At 45.2% G+C, this 18,121-nt stretch carries 19 protein-coding genes; 18 read left to right on the top strand and 1 reads right to left on the bottom strand.

Translation table 11 applies throughout. The features are described 5' to 3' along the window. Positions 1–30: 30 nt before the first annotated feature. The 9 genes from ABUE36_RS09020 (at position 31) to ABUE36_RS08980 (ending at position 10,142) form a co-directional block, all read left to right on the top strand. Complete coding sequence (locus ABUE36_RS09020) at positions 31–1,023, top strand: cell division protein FtsQ/DivIB (RefSeq protein WP_421016632.1); 993 nt, start codon at positions 31–33, stop codon at positions 1,021–1,023. A gap of 233 nt (positions 1,024–1,256) precedes the next feature. Further along, a complete protein-coding gene (gene ftsA / locus ABUE36_RS09015; RefSeq protein ID WP_421016631.1) occupies positions 1,257–2,591 on the top strand; it encodes a cell division protein FtsA in 1,335 nt (444 codons plus the stop codon). 19 nt (positions 2,592–2,610) lie between these two features. After that, positions 2,611–3,903 carry a cell division protein FtsZ gene (ftsZ, locus tag ABUE36_RS09010; protein WP_421016630.1) on the top strand — a complete coding sequence of 431 codons (1,293 nt, stop codon included), beginning with the start codon at positions 2,611–2,613 and terminating at the stop codon, positions 3,901–3,903. 121 nt (positions 3,904–4,024) lie between these two features. Then, the gene (locus ABUE36_RS09005; RefSeq protein WP_161004386.1) at positions 4,025–4,453 is read left to right on the top strand and encodes a cell division protein SepF; all 429 of its coding nucleotides are present in this window, start codon (positions 4,025–4,027) and stop codon (positions 4,451–4,453) included. A gap of 35 nt (positions 4,454–4,488) precedes the next feature. Beyond that, a complete protein-coding gene (locus tag ABUE36_RS09000) occupies positions 4,489–4,758 on the top strand; it encodes a YggT family protein (protein WP_161000961.1) in 270 nt (89 codons plus the stop codon). Between the two features lie 9 nt (positions 4,759–4,767). Then, positions 4,768–5,556 (top strand): RNA-binding protein, encoded by a 789-nt coding sequence (locus ABUE36_RS08995; RefSeq protein WP_161000960.1) that lies wholly within the window; start codon positions 4,768–4,770, stop codon positions 5,554–5,556. Between the two features lie 67 nt (positions 5,557–5,623). Next, positions 5,624–6,376 (top strand): DivIVA domain-containing protein, encoded by a 753-nt coding sequence (locus ABUE36_RS08990; RefSeq protein ID WP_161000959.1) that lies wholly within the window; start codon positions 5,624–5,626, stop codon positions 6,374–6,376. Positions 6,377–6,745: 369 nt separating this feature from the next. Further along, entirely contained in the window at positions 6,746–9,535 is a 2,790-nt protein-coding gene (ileS, locus tag ABUE36_RS08985; RefSeq protein WP_421016629.1) for an isoleucine--tRNA ligase, read from the top strand. Positions 9,536–9,857: 322 nt separating this feature from the next. Further along, positions 9,858–10,142, top strand: a complete 285-nt coding sequence (locus tag ABUE36_RS08980) for a bacteriocin immunity protein (RefSeq protein WP_161000957.1) — start codon at positions 9,858–9,860, stop codon at positions 10,140–10,142. Positions 10,143–10,217: 75 nt separating this feature from the next. Here ABUE36_RS08980 and ABUE36_RS08975 read toward each other — a convergent pair whose 3' ends face one another. Further along, positions 10,218–10,457 carry a helix-turn-helix domain-containing protein gene (locus ABUE36_RS08975; RefSeq protein ID WP_161000956.1) on the bottom strand — a complete coding sequence of 80 codons (240 nt, stop codon included), beginning with the start codon at positions 10,455–10,457 and terminating at the stop codon, positions 10,218–10,220. Between the two features lie 398 nt (positions 10,458–10,855). Here ABUE36_RS08975 and ABUE36_RS08970 point away from each other — a divergent pair, with 398 nt between their 5' ends. From ABUE36_RS08970 to ABUE36_RS08930, 9 genes are all read left to right on the top strand, one after another. Beyond that, positions 10,856–11,101, top strand: coding sequence for a cold-shock protein (locus ABUE36_RS08970; protein WP_017262823.1), 246 nt, complete (start codon positions 10,856–10,858; stop codon positions 11,099–11,101). Then, entirely contained in the window at positions 11,098–11,664 is a 567-nt protein-coding gene (locus ABUE36_RS08965; protein ID WP_161000955.1) for an NUDIX hydrolase, read from the top strand. Before ABUE36_RS08970 ends, ABUE36_RS08965 begins: the two co-directional genes overlap by 4 nt. A gap of 46 nt (positions 11,665–11,710) precedes the next feature. Next, positions 11,711–12,058: a hypothetical protein gene (locus ABUE36_RS08960; protein ID WP_421016628.1), complete on the top strand. Its 348-nt coding sequence runs from the start codon at positions 11,711–11,713 to the stop codon at positions 12,056–12,058. A 95-nt stretch (positions 12,059–12,153) separates the two neighbouring features. Beyond that, the gene (locus ABUE36_RS08955) at positions 12,154–12,849 is read left to right on the top strand and encodes a 5'-methylthioadenosine/adenosylhomocysteine nucleosidase (protein WP_161000953.1); all 696 of its coding nucleotides are present in this window, start codon (positions 12,154–12,156) and stop codon (positions 12,847–12,849) included. Between the two features lie 431 nt (positions 12,850–13,280). Next, positions 13,281–14,453 carry an IscS subfamily cysteine desulfurase gene (locus ABUE36_RS08950; protein WP_161000952.1) on the top strand — a complete coding sequence of 391 codons (1,173 nt, stop codon included), beginning with the start codon at positions 13,281–13,283 and terminating at the stop codon, positions 14,451–14,453. Further along, positions 14,453–14,800 carry a DUF1831 domain-containing protein gene (locus tag ABUE36_RS08945; protein ID WP_161000951.1) on the top strand — a complete coding sequence of 116 codons (348 nt, stop codon included), beginning with the start codon at positions 14,453–14,455 and terminating at the stop codon, positions 14,798–14,800. The genes ABUE36_RS08950 and ABUE36_RS08945 overlap by 1 nt, the downstream gene beginning before the upstream one ends. 630 nt (positions 14,801–15,430) lie before the next feature. Continuing rightward, positions 15,431–16,564: a tRNA 2-thiouridine(34) synthase MnmA gene (gene mnmA / locus ABUE36_RS08940; RefSeq protein ID WP_017262831.1), complete on the top strand. Its 1,134-nt coding sequence runs from the start codon at positions 15,431–15,433 to the stop codon at positions 16,562–16,564. 145 nt (positions 16,565–16,709) lie between these two features. Continuing rightward, positions 16,710–17,372, top strand: coding sequence for a histidine phosphatase family protein (locus ABUE36_RS08935; RefSeq protein ID WP_017262832.1), 663 nt, complete (start codon positions 16,710–16,712; stop codon positions 17,370–17,372). Positions 17,373–17,395: 23 nt separating this feature from the next. After that, on the top strand, positions 17,396–18,094 hold the full coding sequence (locus tag ABUE36_RS08930) for a tetratricopeptide repeat protein (protein ID WP_161000949.1): 699 nt from the start codon (positions 17,396–17,398) through the stop codon (positions 18,092–18,094). The last annotated feature ends 27 nt before the right edge of the window (positions 18,095–18,121 follow it).

Below are 18,121 nucleotides of genomic sequence, written 5' to 3'. Positions count from 1 at the left end.
TTAACGTTTACAGATTGAACAAAAGAGGAGGTGGCGGCCATCGCTAACCGTGTTGAATTGAACAAACGACCGCCCCGCCATCGGTGGTTTCCCTGGCGCAAGAAAAAACGAACAATCAGTGTCGTGAAGGGTGAATCACAAAAGAGCGATAAAGGTTCCAAAAAAGTACCCAAACCGATTAAAAAATCGTTGCCTAAGCCACCACGTCCCGATGCGCAGAATCGTCACCGACGCAATGTGATGACCGGCGGGTTTATGACCGTGATTGTGATGCTTGCAATTATTGGGTCGCCATTGTTTTCACTTAGTAAGATTAATGCGCCTGCAACCCGTAATTTGACTGGCACACAAATTGTTCGTGCAAGCGGACTGCAGGTCGGCCAGCCGTTGTGGACTGTTTGGGGGCATCAACAGAAAATTTTTAACACTGCTAAGGCGAACAACGATATGATTCATCATTTGACAATCTCACGTGATGGGTTCCGCGGTGTTAAGCTGAATGCAGAAGAGTATCGCCAAGCAGGCTATTTGTTGCGTAAGGGGAAGTATTACGTTGTCATTAAAAATGGACGGATCTTATCAACTGCCTTATCTCGGCCGGTAGCTGGCTACCCTGTGTACAGTGGTTTTAGTCACGATGATACGTTTGCAACCGTGATCAAACAGTATGCTGGATTAAGTAGTGATATCAAACGAGGTATTTCACAGATTGATTTGTCACCGACGAAGAGTAATCCCGAACGCCTTCATATGTTCATGAACGATGGCAATGAGGTTTATGCGACAGCCGCCACATTTGGCTCAAAAATGAAATATTATCCGGAGATTGTTGCCCAGATGGACGGTAAGGGAATCATTAATCTCGAGGTTGGCGCCTATTCTTATCCATTTGGATTCGATGACAGTGCCATTTCAAGTAGTGACAGCGGCAACTCGAGCTCGCAAAGCACCACGACTGGCGGTGTGACCACAACGACCGGAAATGCGGCTAGCAGTGCCGTCAATCAACAAAGTTCGCACTAAATTGACGACAATTTAGTCATGATTTTGCCAGAATAGAAAAAATTGTTTAAAACGCCGTTCTTATGCGGCGTTTTTTAAATCCGGGTGCGAAAGAGCGTCTAAGTATGGTAAACTTTTAATTAATTGGTGTCGGAGCGAAAACGCTGTGATTCGCCATGTAACTGCAAAAATACGAAACTTAAAATGGACTAAACTTCATGAAACAAAAAAAGTAAATGGGAGGTTCCGGTAGGATGGATAATGCGGAAATTTTCGTTGGGCTAGACATTGGAACCACCGCGATTAAGGTCATTGTTGCAGAAAGCAATAATGGTGAAATGAATGTAATTGGCGCTGGCACGCAACCGTCACGCGGTCTTAGCCGTGGCGTGATTGTTGATATTGACCAGGCTGCAGGTGCGATTCACGCAGCGATTGAACAAGCTGAGCAAAAGGCTAACGTTCACATTGACCCTGTGATTTTAGGCATTCCGGCTAATCAACTCAAAATCGAACCGGCAAGTGGCATGGTAGCCGTTTCAGAAGGCAACCAGACCCGTGAAATTACAGATCGCGATGTTCAGAACGTGACGAATGCGGCGCTTTTGCAAAGCTTACCACCTGAACGTGAGATAATTTCAATTACAGCAGACGAGTTTGTGGTTGATGGATTCGACGACATTCAGGATCCCCGTGGCATGATGGGTGTTCGTCTGGAAATGCATGGCACCATGTATACAGGTCCTAAGACCATTGTGCACAATGCCAAAAAGGCTGTTGAACAAGCCGGCTTGCATGTTGCAGATGTCACGGTTACACCCGTTGCTTTGGGCCAAACCGTGTTGAACGACGGTGAACAAGATTTTGGTACAGTGATCATTGATCTTGGTGGTGGACAGACCACTGCTGCGGTTATTCATGATCACAAGTTAAAATACACGACCGTTGATCAAGAAGGTGGTAACTACATCACCAAAGATATTTCAGTCGTGTTAAACACTTCACTGGCAGATGCTGAAAAGATTAAGCGGGATTATGGTTTTGCCAACACCGAGGATGCTAGTGATAAAAATCAATTTCCAGTGACTGTCGTTGGTCAAAATAAACCTGTTCAAGTTAGCGAAGAGTATTTGGCAGAAATTATTGAGGCTCGATTACAACAAATATTTGAAACGATTCGGGCTTCATTAGATGAGGTTTCCGCGTTAGAATTACCAGGTGGTGTGGTCTTGACGGGTGGCGTTGCTGCCTTGCCTGGAATCGTTGAACTGGCTGAGGACATTTTGGGTGTTAACGTGCGGATTTACGTTCCTGAACAAATGGGGTTACGGCATCCGCAAAATGCGACTGCTTTATCCTTGATTACGTATAGTGGTCGTCAGTCAGAAACTCGCCGCTTAGTGAAGGATGCATTGATGGGCGAATTTGTGGCCCAGACAAGTCAGGCACCGGTATCCGATGGACGCACACAACGTCAGCAGGTTGCTAATGAAGCGAGTCAACAACCGTCAGCAAAACCTAAGGCGCCAAAGGAAAAGAAATCCCGCACGAACCGTGTTGGTGATTTTATCCGCAACTTCTTTGATTAAGTATTTGGAGGAACCATAAATGGAAAACGCAGTGGACCAGAGCCAACCAATTGGCGCAAAAATTAAGGTCATCGGTGTTGGTGGCGGGGGTAGTAACGCTGTCAATCGAATGATCGATGAAGAAGTGGCCGGTGTTGACTTTATCGTGGCTAACACTGACCTACAGGCATTGAACGCAAGTAATGCCGCAACGAAGATTCAATTAGGACCAAAACTCACTCGTGGGTTGGGTGCCGGTTCTAATCCAGAGGTTGGTCAAAAGGCTGCCGAAGAAAGTGAAGATGCCTTAGCAGAAGCCCTCGCTGGCGCTGACATGATTTTTGTCACCGCTGGTATGGGTGGTGGTACTGGGAATGGTGCCGCACCTGTCGTTGCTCGGATTGCTAAGGAACAGGGTGCTTTAACGGTTGGTGTTGTAACTCGGCCATTTACCTTTGAAGGACCTCGTCGTGGCCGTTTTGCTGCTGAAGGGATTGCCAATTTAAAGGAAAACGTTGATACACTGATCATCATCGCCAACAACAGATTGTTGGAAATGGTTGATAAGAAGACACCAATGATGGATGCCTTTAAAGAAGCTGATAACGTGCTTCGTCAAGGTGTTCAGGGTATTTCAGACCTGATCACTTCACCTGGTTACGTTAACTTGGACTTTGCCGATGTTAAGACAGTGATGCAGGATCAAGGGACAGCACTGATGGGCATTGGCTCAGCTTCTGGTGAAAACCGGACTGCTGATGCTACTAAAGCGGCCATTTCATCGCCACTTCTGGAAGTTGCTATTGATGGTGCTCAACAAGTCTTGCTTAACATCACCGGTGGCCCAGACTTATCCTTGTTTGAAGCGCAAACAGCTTCAGACATCGTGGCACAGGCCGCAACCACCGACGTTAACATTATTTTTGGGACGTCAATTGATGAAAACTTGGGCGATGAAGTGCGGGTCACTGTTATCGCCACTGGTATTGATCATAAAAAGGCCGGTACACGCCAGGAAAATAAGACTGGTCGTACGCCATTTGACAGTACGCCAGCTGGTTCTGCTGGTTCAGCAGCGCCGAGCGAAGCGGCACCCGTTAACAACGATCCGTTTGGTAACTGGGACATCCGTCAGCAACCAACGACAAACAACCGTCCAGTTAGTCAACAGGCTGACAGCAGTGAGTTTGCCGGTGTTGAAAAACCAGATTTTGACGTCTTCAATGCTTCTGCTGCAAGCTCAGAAAGCAGTAGTAGCGATGATCAAAGCGAAGATGATGGGTTAGACTTACCACCATTCTTACGCCGTCGTCGGAATCGTAATAAAGACTAAACCTTGCTATTTAGGTAAAGTTCAAGTCAAAACACTTGCGGTCTGCTGTAAAAATCGTTAATTTAGTGGTAACTTCAGGTCACTCATGCATTGAGTGACTTTATTGTTAGAGGGGATGAACATGGCATTTAGCTTTAGTAATTTCTTTGGTACTGATGAACTTGATAATCAACCGACGCAACAGCAAACGGCCGATAAGACGGTGAGTTCGCCGTCTTCTGTCAATGGTCGTCGTCCAGCTAAGGTTGTGGACATGAGTGGCCGAAGTGCGTCAACCAATCATATTGCGTTGTTTGAACCCCGGATTTATTCTGACGTGAAGGGAATTGCGCAACAATTATTAGAAAATCAGGCGGTAATCATTAACTTTGATAAGTTAGATGATCAGTCCAGCAAACGGATCGTTGATTTTTTGACAGGAACAGTGTTTGCCATTAGTGGAGAAATAAAGCGGGTCGGCGATACGATTTTTCTGTGCACGCCCAATAATTTCGAAGTTTCTGGTGATCTGAGTTCTCGATTTGATCAGGATTCTTCGGCTTTTAAGTAAGCTACAATGGAACCGTCGCGAATGGAGAAACGTAAGTGATTAGTTTTTTATTTACCATCCTTAACTGGGGTTTTGAGTTATACACGTTTGCAATCATTGTTTACGTGTTGTTATCGTGGTTTCCCGGTGCCTATGCGACATCATTTGGGCAGTTTTTAGCAAGAATCTGTGAACCTTATCTACGACTTTTTGATTTCATTCCCCCAATCTTTGGTTTAAGTTTTGCACCGGTCGTCGCAATTATCGTGCTGGGTTTAGTACAATACGGATTGTTTGGCGTATTGTCGACGGTTACGAGTTTTTAGGAGTAAACTATGGATGTTCAGGAGAATATTAATCAACATTTCCGACCTGAAGAAGCCCCGTTCATTACAGAGGCAGAAACATGGATTGCGACTGCAGTTAGTCAGTATCGACCGTATTTAACCGGTTTTCTCAATCCACGCCAAATGTATATTTTGCAGACGTTGGTTAATGGTCAGGATGGCGTTCGGGTTCACTTTAATGGTGGGTACTCATCGGCAGAGCAACAGCGGGCGCTCGTTTATCCTGATTATTATGTGCCACAGACGACCGATTTTGAGTTACAATTATTTGAAATCGTTTATCCAACCAAGTTCGCGGAGTTGCATCATTCACAAATTTTAGGCACACTTGCCAATTTGGGTATTGATTCAACGATTTTCGGCGATATTGTTTCGGATAATGGTATCTGGCAGGTGTTTGTTGCTGAAAATATGGCTTCGTTTTTTAAGCTTCAAGTTGACCACATCGGTAAGATCAAGGTTCACCTCAGCGAGCGGGCATTGACCGATGTGGTTTTACCCAAGATTGATTGGGAGCAGGCGTCTGGTCTGGTTGCTTCGCTGCGACTCGATGCAGTCGTCGCTGAGGGCTTCAATTTGTCCCGCAACCGTGTTAAAAGCATTATCGAAAATGGTGATGTGCGGCTAAATTGGATGACAAATCAACATCCCGATGCAGCGCTTGGTGCTGGCGACATGATTTCAGTGCGTCACTTTGGTCGGGTACGGTTAGATGCCGTAAATGGTAAAACTCGTAAAGATAAAATAAAAATCGACTTGTCAGTCGTGCGTAGTTAATTTATGCTTAGGAGTGTATGAAAACGTAAGTTAATTACGGATTTCGTTTCGGATGGAGGAAGTCACTATGGCATTAAGTCCAATGGATATTCACAATAAAGAGTTTACACGCAAGGGGCGTAATGGTTACGCCGCTCAGGAAGTCGATGATTTCTTAGATGAAGTTATCGCCAGTTATCAACAAGTTTTGAACCAAAATAAAGACTTGCAGGATCAACTTGATAAAGCCAACCATAACTTGAGTCAATACGATGAAATGAAGAACTCATTGAATCAATCGATTTTGGTTGCACAAGAGGCTGCTGACAAAGTTAAGCAGGAAGCTAATACTCAAGCTAACAGTGTTTCTCGTGAGGCTCAACAACAGGCTCAGGCCGTTGTGGCTGAAGCTCAGGCTAAGGCTGGTCAGATTACTTCTGATGCAGCTAATAACGCTGCTCGTTTGAACAACGAAAGTAACGCTTTACGTGAAGAAACGAAGACGTTCCAATCACGTTTGGCCGCTATGTTGCAATCACAATTGGATCTTGTTCATTCGGACAATTGGAATGAGTTATTGCAGCCAACTGGATTAGAAAGTTATCCTGAATTGCAGGATGCTATTTCGAAGACGCGGCCATCACATTTGGCATCGTCACCAGCAACCGTTGGTCAAACATCACCAGCACCAACCAGCGATAATTCACCAGTAACTGCTGATCAACCACAAACGGTTGTGATCTTCCCTGAAAATAGTGGTACTGGCAGTAACGCAAGTGAGGCGCAATCAGTAACGCGTGACGCTGAATCTACGTCAGCATCAGACGACCCAACTAAATAATTATTCATTTGAACACTAAAAACAATGCTTAATCGGCGTCCGAACAGCGAGCTGACATTATGGTGAGAGTTTAGCCGGCACCGTCGTTTAAGTTATCATTTTAGGTAATGCTGTTCTGAACGCCGTCACTGGTAGTAAGAGCAACCGGCGCCGTCCGCTATCCGGAAATAAGGAGTTTGGCTAATTGTTAAAGCCATCGTCGCATTGTGTTGATGATTGACTTTTCAATGGCTACAGCTGAACTCAAACTTAGGTGGTACCACGATAAACTCGTCCTGATTAGATACAGGACGAGTTTTTTTATTTGATGTCTTTCTGGTGGTGCCAGCTGTTAACCATGATTTTAAATTAACTAAGGAGGACGATTAAATGCGCATTAAAGAGACCTTGAACCTGAATAAAACAGGTTTTCCGATGCGGGGCAATTTACCCGTTACGGAAGCTCAACGTCAAGCCGTTTGGGCTGAAAATAAAGTGTATGAACAGCGTCAAAAATTAAATGAAGGGAAACCAACGTTTGTACTCCATGATGGCCCGCCATATGCTAATGGTGACATTCATATCGGCCATGCGATGAATAAAATCAGCAAAGACTTTATTGTTCGCTACAAGTCGATGAGTGGTTATCGCGCACCGTACGTTCCTGGTTGGGATACGCATGGCTTGCCAACCGAACAGGCACTGACGAACCAAGGTGTTGATCGTAAGTCAATGTCGACCGCCGAATTTCGTGAGCTTTGTCGTAAATTTGTGCTTAAAGAAATTGACAAGCAACGGAATGGTTTCAAACGTTTAGGTGTAGCTGGTGATTGGGATCACCCATACATTACCTTACAGCCTGAATATGAAGCCGCCCAAGTCCGTGTCTTCGCTGAGTTCGTGAAGAAGGGCTACATTTTCCGTGGACAGAAACCAGTTTACTGGTCATGGTCCTCAGAATCTGCTTTAGCTGAGGCCGAAGTTGATTATAAGGACGTTGAATCGCCATCGGCATTCTTTGCTGAACAAGTGAAGGATGGGCACGGTTTATTAGATGACAACACTTACTTCGTTGTATGGACAACCACGCCATGGACAATTCCAGCTTCAGAGGGGATTACGGTTGATGCTGGATTTGATTACGCCGTTGTACAGCCAAAGGGTGAAACACGTAAGTTTGTCGTTGCTGAACAATTACTCAGTTCGGTTTCTGAGACACTTGGTTGGGAAGACGTTAAGACGTTGCAAACCTTGAAGGGTGCCCAACTTGAGAAGATGACTGCTCATCACCCATATTATGATCGTGATTTACTGGTCATGAACGGTAACTTTGTAACACTGGACGCTGGGACTGGATTGGTCCACACAGCACCTGGTTTTGGGGAAGATGACTTCAATGTCGGAACTAAGTACGGCCTGCCTGTCTTTTCACCAGTTGATGGTCAAGGGAAGATGACTGCCGATGCACCTGGCTTTGAGGGTGTCTTCTACGAAGATGCTAACAAAATCAGTTTGGACAAACTGAAGGAAAAGAACCTGTTACTTAAGTACATGCCATATACGCATAGTTACCCATTCGACTGGCGGACGAAGAAGCCAATCATTTTCCGGGCAACACCACAATGGTTTGCCAGTGTTTCTGCCTTCAGACAAGACATTTTGGATGCTTTAGATGATGTGAAATTCTACCCAGATTGGGGCAAACGTCGTCTGTATAACATGATCAAGGATCGTGGCGACTGGGTTATCTCACGTCAGCGGGCCTGGGGTGTTCCACTGCCGATTTTCTACGCGGAAGACGGCACGCCAATCATGACACCAGAAACAATTGATCATGTTGCTGATCTTTTTGCCAAACATGGTTCCAACTACTGGTTCGAACATGATGCCAAAGAATTATTGCCTGATGACTTTACCTCTGAACATTCGCCAAATGGCCAGTTTACGAAGGAAACTGACATTATGGATGTTTGGTTTGATTCTGGTTCCAGTCACCAAGCTGTGTTGGCAGCACGTCCTGAATTGACGTATCCTGCTGACCTCTACCTTGAGGGATCAGACCAGTATCGTGGCTGGTTCAACTCCAGTTTAATTACGTCTGTCGCGGTTTCTGGTAAGGCGCCGTATAAAGCTGTTATGAGCCAAGGGTTTACATTGGACAAGAACGGCAAGAAGATGAGCAAGTCGATCGGAAATACGATTGCACCTGACGAAATCATTAAAAAGATGGGTGCTGAAATTCTCCGTTTGTGGGTCGCATCTGTTGACTCATCTGCTGACGTGCGGGTATCAATGGAAAGCTTCACGCAAATTTCCGAAAGTTACCGGAAGTTACGGAATACAATGCGGTTTATGTTGTCGAACGTAACTGACTTCGATCCTGCCAAGAACACGGTACCTTACGCTGATTTGGCTGGTGCGGATCGTTACCTGCTCAGTCGGTTGAACGACTTGGTAGAACAGGTGCGCGCAGATTATGAGAAGTATGACTTCATTGATTTATACAAACTGCTCTTATCATTTGTAACCAATGATTTGTCGGCTTTCTACCTTGATTTTGCCAAGGATATTTTGTATATCGATGCAGCAGATTCAAAGACGCGGCGGAGCATGCAAACAGTGCTTTATCAAGTGTTGGTTCGGATGACGACCTTGATGACGCCACTATTGCCACATACGGCTGAAGAAATCTGGCCATTTTTGCATGAAAAACCAGAATTTGCGCAATTAGCAGAAATGCCAAACGTAGAACCTGAATGGCAAAATGAGGCTCTGATCGGTCGCTGGGCGGACTTTATGACGTTACGTTCCGACGTCCTGAAGTCACTTGAAGAGGCGCGTGATGCTAAGCTGATTGGCCGTCCAATGGAAGCTGCGCTGGATCTGTATGTGAGTGATCATAATGCTGAGATGCTCGAACACTTACACAGTAACGTGGCCCAGCTGCTCATTGTGTCTCAACTTCAGGTTCACCCGTTGTCAGAGGCACCAGAAACGGCTGACAAGTACGAAGATGTTGCGGTTGTGGTCAGCCATGCCACCGGTGATGTTTGTCAACGATGCCGGATGATCAAGCAGGACGTTGGTTCTGACGATGCTTATCCGGCTTTATGTGACCGTTGTGCAAAGATTGTTCGTGCTGAATATCCTGAATCAGTTACTGAAGGATTAGAGAAGTAGGCTTTTTGTAAATGATCTTCGCATGGTTAGGATTGGGTAATCAGATAAGCTATTTCTGAAAATGATTCCTAATAAAAAAAGATTTCATTCCCGTTTTGGTTGGGAATGAAATCTTTTTAGTTTAAAGACTGAAGTGATCCTTTTTAGGGACGAATTTTTTGATTCGGATTCAAACGGCCCTGCCAATTAATAACTTACATTGTGTAAGTCGTTTGACCATGCAAAATACAGTTAAGGTGTTACAATAGCTTCGGTAAAAGAGTGATTGAGGTTGTTATTGAGGTAAGAGCTCGATAGCACGGTGACGAAGGGGGTTTAAACCATGACGACAAGTATTCAGTCCATTCAGGTTATTTTGGCCAAGATGCAAGCAGCGCTTGATGATCCGGCTGTGGCAGATCGTCCTGAATTGACGCACTTATTGCAACAGCAGCGAGGGCGCTTAAATTCTGGCGATTATGGCACCGGATTACGGCATTTGCAAGGCTTGTTAAGTCGTTATGCGTTGACCCACGCATTTGACGTACCAAGTAGCGTTCAACGGTTAAATGTTGAATTGATTCGGCAGTTACGTGGCTTTGACGTATTGCTGGCTACACAACGGTAGTCTGGTTAACAAAAAAATCGATTTCCCTGAAGGTGTTATCATCTCCAAGGAAATCGATTTTTTTATAAAGAACACTTAATCAGCTATTTCAGCGCGGCGGTTTTTAACGAATGACTTCGCGAATGCGGTGAGGTCAATTTCAAAAAAGTCCGCAATGAAAAATAAGTTACCAGTCGAAACATTGGTGCCGTTCTCGTAACGAGACAGCATGCCTGCTGATAAATTAAGTCCATAGCGTTCGTTTAACGTTGCAGCCAACTGCCTTAACGTCATGTGCTTGCCAAGCCGCTGTTCTTTTAATAAAACTCCCAACAAGTTAGCCACCTCCTATAATTGTGGTTGATGTGCTTGTGAATCTATAGAAACAAGAAAATTATACAAGTGTGTGATAAAAACGCAACTTGTTTTGTCACTTGGTTTTCCAAATAAATGATTTAACAAAGCAAGTACTTGCAATGAAAAAGGGTCTAAGTCGGCTTTTATACAGGGCAGTGTATAACATAAGTAAAACCTTTTCACAAATATTAATTAACTAATAATGTTGTTTTAGTAGGGTTTTGAAGGGTTCTAAGTCACTTTTAAAGAAAATGTATTAAAAAATTGCAAAGTTTTTCGTTTGAACGTTAAGTTTGTGATCTGATATCGCTGAAGGTGGAAAAAATGCTGAATTTTTCATATACTTATTATCAAGTCTAACTGGAAAGAAGAACATAATGGCAAAATTTACTGATGGTCGTGAACATGGCGTTGTGAAGACGTTTGACCAGGAAAAAGGGTTTGGTTTTATCGCTGTGAAGGGCAATCCTGATGTGTTCGTGCATTTTTCTGCAATTGAAGAGTCAGGTTATAAAACATTGACACCTGGCGACCATGTCGAATTTGTGGTTGTCGAGGGTATTCGCGGACCTCAGGCAGCGAAAGTTAAACGTGTGACAGAGACGGAGGCAGACCAAGGATGAATTTCGAAGAGAAAGTCACAGCAGTAGCACCTAAATACCACGGTGCAATTATCGATGTTGAAAATCAAACGGTGATGTTGCCAAACGGACAGACGGCTCATCGCGACGTTGTTCACCATGCTGATGCGGTCGCCATGTTGGCCATTACCGAGGATGGTAAGGCCATTTTTGAAGAACAATGGCGGGCACCGGTTGCTGAAACGACATTGGAAATTCCGGCCGGTAAGTTGGACGACCGTGATCGTGACAACGCGAAGGCTGCCGCAATCAGAGAACTAAACGAGGAAACCCGTTACGCTGCAAGCGAAATTCATGAAGTTTGCGGTTTTTATACTTCGGCTGGTTTTACGGATGAGTACATGACGCTGTATTTAGTGACCGGTTTAAAACCTGTCACAACAGAATTGCCGCAGGACGCTGATGAAAATATTGTGTTACATGAATACACATTGGCAGAGACCAAGCAATTGTTGGACGATGGCAAATTAAAAGATCAGAAGACGATTACCGCTGTGTACTACTGGCAATTGTTAGAGGCTGGGCTAGTTAAACCAAAAGATTAGCGTACCCAAAAGACAAGTAGCAGATATTTTTGCGAGGGATGAAGATATGAACGACGATCAGAATAAGGATCATTTGACGCGCGAGCAGTACCGTCAACAAAGTGCTCAGCAGACTGATTATGAGAGTCAGCCAGACAGTGAAGGCGAAGATGAACCAACTCGGAGTCGTTTGCATCGTCAACGACGATCATCTACGTCGGAACCAGAGGCTAACGCATCATTTGATGGTGAACCTAACCAGCCTAGTGATGAACTAACGAGTCGAATGCAAGCAACGGGGCCATTAACTCCTGAGCAAAAACAAAAACGGTTGGCGCATCGTTTGAATATTGCCATCATTGTTTTGGTTATATTAATCGTGCTTGTCTATCTCATTTTGCGGTTTGTGGGTTAAAGACGGATTGATGCCCAACCGCGGATTCAGAAGCTGGGCGGCAATGCGAAGGTAATGGGCATGTTGCCCAAACATCAACGACAGGGAGAAAATGAATGAAATTTGGAATTTTGTGTGCCATGGATGAAGAAATCAAGGAATTAAAGGCACAATTGAGCAGTGAAACAACGACCACGGTTGGCAAGGTGGATTTTTTCAGCGGTCAAATTAACGGTAGTGAGGTCGTGTTGGTTCGTTCAGGCATTGGTAAGGTTGAAGCCGGTCTAACAACGGCATTGCTCATCACGAACTTTGACGTAGACGTTGTCATTAATAGTGGTTCTGCTGGTGGTATCGGTACTGGATTGACGGTGGGTGACGTTGTTATCGCTGATGAAACAGCGTACTGGGACGTTGATGCAACGGCGTTTGATTATGTATATGGTCAGCTGCCACAACAACCAGCTCGATTTAAAGCCTCGGATAAATGGGCCGATGAAATCATTAAGGCAGCTGATGCTACCGGTTTAGCTGTTAAACGTGGTTTAATCGTCACAGGTGATTCGTTTGTTGCGAGTGATGAAACCATTAAAGACATCAAAACACATTTTCCTGAAGCGGTAAGTTGTGAAATGGAAGGTGCTGCTGTGGGACAAGTGGCGCATCAATTCGATGTGCCATACTTGGTCATCCGTGCCATGAGTGACACGGGTAACGGTGATGCAGGTGTTTCTTTCGATGAATTTATCATCGAGGCCGGCAAACGTTCCGCCAACATGTTACTAAACTTTTTTGAGCGGGAAGCAAAATAAAGAGTGATGCCGAAGCCCTGGGAGAAGCTGAGCAATAACGTGGAAGACGAAGCATTCGGTGAGTTTCCGAATGAGGCGGCTTTCAGGTTATGCGCAGGCTTCTGGGCGACAGGTGCACGTTTAGGAAGAGTGATGCCGCAGCTCGGGAAGGTCCGAGCAACAACGTAAAGGTGGCAGCGTGCAAGCGCACTTTGCTTGTGGGGTGACAGCTTTGGGTTGTGCACAGGGCCTTGAGCAACAGGTGCACGTTTAAGAAGAGTGATGCCTTACTTCGGGTGAATCCGAGCAATAAGAAACAAGGCGAATGATTCGGTGGTTTGCCGAATGCTTTGACTTGTGGCTTATGCACAGGATTCAGAAGTCAGGTGCACGTTTAAAAGAGTGATGCCGAAGCACGGCATCACTCAAGCAATAAAACAGGAGGCAGGATTGTGAAGCATATTTATTTAGACAACGCTGCCACCACGCCAATGAGTGACGAGGTGGTCGCAACCATGATGGACCAGATGAAAAACGACTTTGGTAATGCCAGTTCTGTCCATGCGTTTGGTCGGAAGGCCCGGTCGGTGCTGGATGATGCGCGCCATGTGATTGCACAAAGTATCAATGCGAATGACGATGAGATTGTGTTTACTGCTGGTGGCACGGAAAGTAATAATACGGCATGGATGCAAACGGCTATTGCCCGCAAGAATCTTGGCCGGCGAATTATTACGACTGCGATTGAGCACGAATCCATTATGAAAACGGCGGCGTGGCTTGGCGATAACGGTTATGACATTGTCTATCTGCCAGTCAACGAACAAGGTGAGATTAACATGGCCGACTTAAAGGCCGCGTTAACAGACGATACGATTTTAGTTTCCATTATGACAGGAAATAATGAAGTTGGTTCGACGATGCCGATTCATGAAATTGGCGAGTTGTTGAAGGATCATCAGGCGTGGTTCCATACGGATGCGGTTCAGGCCTTTGGATTGTTAGACATCGACGTCAAACGTGATCATATCGATATGTTGTCGACCTCAGCGCATAAAATCAACGGACCCAAACAGATGGGTTTTCTATATCGTCGCGATGGGATATCATTCCCAAGTTTCATAAAGGGTGGCGACCAAGAAGACAAACGACGTGCCGGCACAGAGAATATTCCGGCCATCGCAGGTTTTGCGACGGCTGTGAAAGCTTTGACACCTGCGGAAAAAGCACATCGTCAAGAAAAATATGCTGGATTTAAACAGTATGTTATTGATGGCTTAACAAAGGCTCAGGTTGATTTCGAACTGAACGGCAGTTTGAAGTCGGACAATCTGCAGCATGTGATTAATCTGTGGATTAAGGGAATTCCCAACGATGTTACGCTCACCAATCTTGATTTGGCTGGCGTGGCGGTCTCTGCTGGTTCAGCATGTACGGCAGGCTCTTTAGATCCTAGTCATGTTCTAGTCGCAATGTTTGGCAAGGATAACCCGCGTGTCATGCAGTCGATTCGGTTAAGCTTTGGCCGTTACACGACAACGGCAGATCTGGATGCCTTTATTGAGGCGATGGCAGCAATGACGGCTCGGTTACAACCACAAATGGCAGGAAGGAAGGGGCTCTAATGGCATTTGAACAAACAGTTCAGGTTCCTGGGGATGACCGCATTTTTACTCTCAGTGATCAATTGAAGAAGTACACGTTGCGCGATCTTGGTTTTATGGAAACTAATGCTGGTGGCTTCAGTTTGGAACGACCACTGGATCCGGCTGCTGGGTTAGCTAAATCAATCAAACTGCGCGTGTTGATCAACAAACAATTGAACGGTTTTAAAATGGGCACCGTCAATCCCAGTGGTACAGGTAACGTGAACATCTTTACCAACGCTAATCATGATGAATTGGTCGAACAGTATGGTTATCAAATTGATAACTTGATCGAGCGCCATGTGATTGCAGTTCAAACAAAATAAACGAGAGTGGGACATAACATAACACGTTTTGGCCTTCTCAGGTAACGCGAATAAGGCGTTTATGGGGTGTTTGACCATGAATGCCTTATTCGCGTTAGATGAGCAAAAGTCAGTGTAATGTCCCGCGTTTGCGGCAATTTATTAGAAATTGAGTTGAGGCATGATGTCTTAGCTTCTTTTTTAGATATTGAAGTTTAGACATGTTATGCAAAATGAGCGAGGCCAAGTTAGACGGATACATCTGATGAAAATATGCCAAATCGCAACTAAAAGTAGCGAAAGGGCGTCAATTTTGAAACAGAGCTGTGAAAGTAACGTTAATTCGGTGGGCTATCCGAATTTAGGTTACGGACGAGCTTGAAAACTCGTGGGTTTTGAGGTTTCAAGTCGAGGTCAAAGACCGCAAAGCGGGCTGATACCGGTCCACACAGCGTCGTTTCAAAATTGACAACCGCAAGCGGTCATTTTTACTGTTTTTGCCACGTTTTACAAAACACAAATGTGACACCGTCTACTACCAACAGGTGTCACTTGAATTTTGTAAGTGCGTCCTGTTATACTGTTAAGCACTGATAATAACGACCTTCAAATCGTTGATTCTCAGAATCTAATTGAAATGATGGTGATACCATGACTGATCAAGCAGTTGATCATTCACATACCCGTGTTGTCGTCGGCATGAGTGGTGGGGTAGATTCGTCAGTGACAGCGTTGTTGCTAAAGCGACAGGGCTACGACGTGGTTGGTGTGTTCATGAAAAATTGGGACGACACCGATGACAATGGCGTATGTACGGCGACGGAAGATTACAAGGACGTGGCTAAGGTGGCCAGCAAGATTGGCATTCCTTACTACTCTGTTAACTTTGAAAAGGAATATTGGGATCGTGTGTTCACGTACTTCTTGGATGAGTACAAAAAGGGCCGTACTCCTAACCCAGATGTTGTTTGTAACAAGGAGATCAAGTTCAAGGCCTTCTTAGATTACGCATTAGAGTTGGGTGCGGACTACATTGCAACGGGTCACTATGCTCGTGTGACTCATGACGAGGATGGTCACAGTCATTTATTGCGTGGCCTAGATGGCAACAAGGATCAAACGTACTTCTTAAGTCAGCTTTCTTCTGATCAGTTGGATCGTGTGTTATTCCCACTGGGTGAAATGGAGAAGCCACAGGTTCGTGAAATTGCGGAAGAGGCCGGTTTGGCAACTGCCGAGAAGAAGGACTCTGTTGGTATTTGCTTCATTGGTGAGAAGAACTGGAAGGGTTTCTTGAACCAGTATTTGCCTGCCCAAGAGGGGAAGATGATGACCCTTGATGGTAAGCAGATGGGGACTCATTATGGCTTGATGAATTACACGATTGGTCAGCGTAAAGGGCTCGGTATTGGTGGTCAAAAGCAAGGTGATGAGCCTTGGTTTGTGATCGGCAAGGATCTCTCAAAGAACATTTTGTATGTGGGCCAAGGATTCAATAATCCGCACTTGTTAGCAACCAAGTTATCCGCATCAGATCTGAACTGGGTTAACCCAAGTGATGACAATGATTTCCACGTAACCGCCAAGTTCCGTTACCGTCAAAAGGACACTGGTGTGACCGTTCACTTGAATGATGAGAGAACGGTTGCCACCGTGACGTTTGATCAACCTGTTCGTGCGATTACGCCCGGCCAGGCAGTTGTTTTCTATGATGGGGACGAATGTTTAGGTAGTGGTATCATCGATGCAGCCTACAACGAAGCACGTGAATTACAATACATTTAAAGCTTGTTTGTAAACTGCAGCCAAGGTGTTCTAGCCGTAGGTTGGTTTTGCAAACGTAAAGGAGTCGTCAAACCAGTTGAGTTGGTTTGACGGCCTTTTTTGTGACATAATATAGGCACATTATTTACTTTAGGGCGGGGTTACTGTGACTAAACTGTACTTTATTCGACATGGCAAAACACAATGGAATTTAGAGGGGCGTTATCAAGGCGCCAATGGTGATTCACCGTTGCTGCGGAGCAGTTATGACGAAATCGATCAGTTGGCTGATTATTTGCATGACGTACCGTTTAAACACGTGTATGCGAGTCCAATCAAACGTGCGCGCATGACCGCCATCCACTTAATGGCAGGTCTTCATCAGGGTGTGCCGCTGACGCTGGATTCCGGTTTACGAGAGTTTGAACTGGGTAAAATGGAAGGCATGTATTTTGATGATGTCAAACGGCAATTTCCCGAGGAGTACGATGGTTTTCGTTTTCATGCGGAAAACTACGACCCGACTGCTATTGGCGGCGAAACATTTGAAGATGTCATTGCCCGGATGGATCCAGTCATTCGGCGGGCGGCTGCTTGTCATCCCGACGACAATGACAACCTGTTGTTTGTCTCACACGGGGCGGCCTTGAATGCCGGCATTAACGGGCTGCTGCACATTCCGTTGGCGCAAATGCGTGCTAAGGGCGGTTTATCGAATACCAGTACCACAATTCTTGAAACGGTGGATGGTGGTCAACACTTTAAGTTGCTAGTCCGCAATTTGACGGCGTACTTAGAGGAATCGCCAGATGCCACCAACACGATTTAACGAGGAGGCGGGCACACAACAACATGAGTGAAAAACATGATGATCAGACAGCCAACGCTGCTCAGGCGGAGGCCAAGCAGGCGGTTTCACGTTTGGTGAAACAAATTGATGCAAACCCCAACGATTTTCATTTGTACTACCAATTGGCCACGGTGCTGACCGAAATGCAGGATTATGAACAGGCCGAGGAGTTGTTGATGAAGGCACAGGGCTTGTTTGTCAAAGATGAAGGCGCACAATCATTACTGAACTATGGTTTAGGTAACGTGTACTATCAGGCGGCTTCCTACGATAAAGCCGTGTCTGCATTTAGCAAGGTAAAAGACGAGAAGCTGCGCTTGGAAGCTTATCAAATGATGGCCCAAACAGCGATGCAACAAAACCAGTATCAAAAAGCATTTGCATTTGCATTAACGGTTCACGATGCAAAGCCAAAAGATGCGAGTGTTAATGCTTTATTGGGCGATATTTTGATGGCCATGGGTAACTTTAACCAGGCGGCAGATTTCTATGATCAGTCGTTAGCGGCAGATAATCAAAATGGGCATGTTTATTTTAGCCGCGGCTTGACGGCCATGGTATTGGAACAAGATGCTACGCCATTTATGAATGCTGCTAAACGTTTGGACCCTGATTTTGTCAAACGGAGTCAACAACGTGTTAACGATATTGCAACGGTAGTCAACAAACGTCATCAAGATGGCGATCAACAAGCAAAATAATTGAAATTAACGAATGGAGGTAACCAA

This window comes from Furfurilactobacillus cerevisiae, from assembly GCF_048961765.1.
Taxonomy (GTDB): domain Bacteria; phylum Bacillota; class Bacilli; order Lactobacillales; family Lactobacillaceae; genus Furfurilactobacillus; species Furfurilactobacillus milii_A.
This window is presented reverse-complemented; position numbering and strand designations above follow the sequence as displayed.

Bases quoted from the DNA above. Each gene is read 5' to 3' on its own strand.
- ABUE36_RS08970 (WP_017262823.1), top strand. From the start codon at position 10,856: ATGGCAAAATTTACTGATGGTCGTGAACATGGCGTTGTGAAGACGTTT.
- ileS (WP_421016629.1), top strand. From the start codon at position 6,746: ATGCGCATTAAAGAGACCTTGAACCTGAATAAAACAGGTTTTCCGATG.
- ABUE36_RS08995 (WP_161000960.1), top strand. From the start codon at position 4,768: ATGGATGTTCAGGAGAATATTAATCAACATTTCCGACCTGAAGAAGCC.
- ABUE36_RS09005 (WP_161004386.1), top strand. From the start codon at position 4,025: ATGGCATTTAGCTTTAGTAATTTCTTTGGTACTGATGAACTTGATAAT.
- ftsZ (WP_421016630.1), top strand. From the start codon at position 2,611: ATGGAAAACGCAGTGGACCAGAGCCAACCAATTGGCGCAAAAATTAAG.
- ABUE36_RS08990 (WP_161000959.1), top strand. From the start codon at position 5,624: ATGGCATTAAGTCCAATGGATATTCACAATAAAGAGTTTACACGCAAG.
- ftsA (WP_421016631.1), top strand. From the start codon at position 1,257: ATGGATAATGCGGAAATTTTCGTTGGGCTAGACATTGGAACCACCGCG.
- ABUE36_RS08955 (WP_161000953.1), top strand. From the start codon at position 12,154: ATGAAATTTGGAATTTTGTGTGCCATGGATGAAGAAATCAAGGAATTA.
- ABUE36_RS08965 (WP_161000955.1), top strand. From the start codon at position 11,098: ATGAATTTCGAAGAGAAAGTCACAGCAGTAGCACCTAAATACCACGGT.
- ABUE36_RS08980 (WP_161000957.1), top strand. From the start codon at position 9,858: ATGACGACAAGTATTCAGTCCATTCAGGTTATTTTGGCCAAGATGCAA.
- ABUE36_RS08945 (WP_161000951.1), top strand. From the start codon at position 14,453: ATGGCATTTGAACAAACAGTTCAGGTTCCTGGGGATGACCGCATTTTT.
- mnmA (WP_017262831.1), top strand. From the start codon at position 15,431: ATGACTGATCAAGCAGTTGATCATTCACATACCCGTGTTGTCGTCGGC.
- ABUE36_RS08930 (WP_161000949.1), top strand. From the start codon at position 17,396: ATGAGTGAAAAACATGATGATCAGACAGCCAACGCTGCTCAGGCGGAG.
- ABUE36_RS08960 (WP_421016628.1), top strand. From the start codon at position 11,711: ATGAACGACGATCAGAATAAGGATCATTTGACGCGCGAGCAGTACCGT.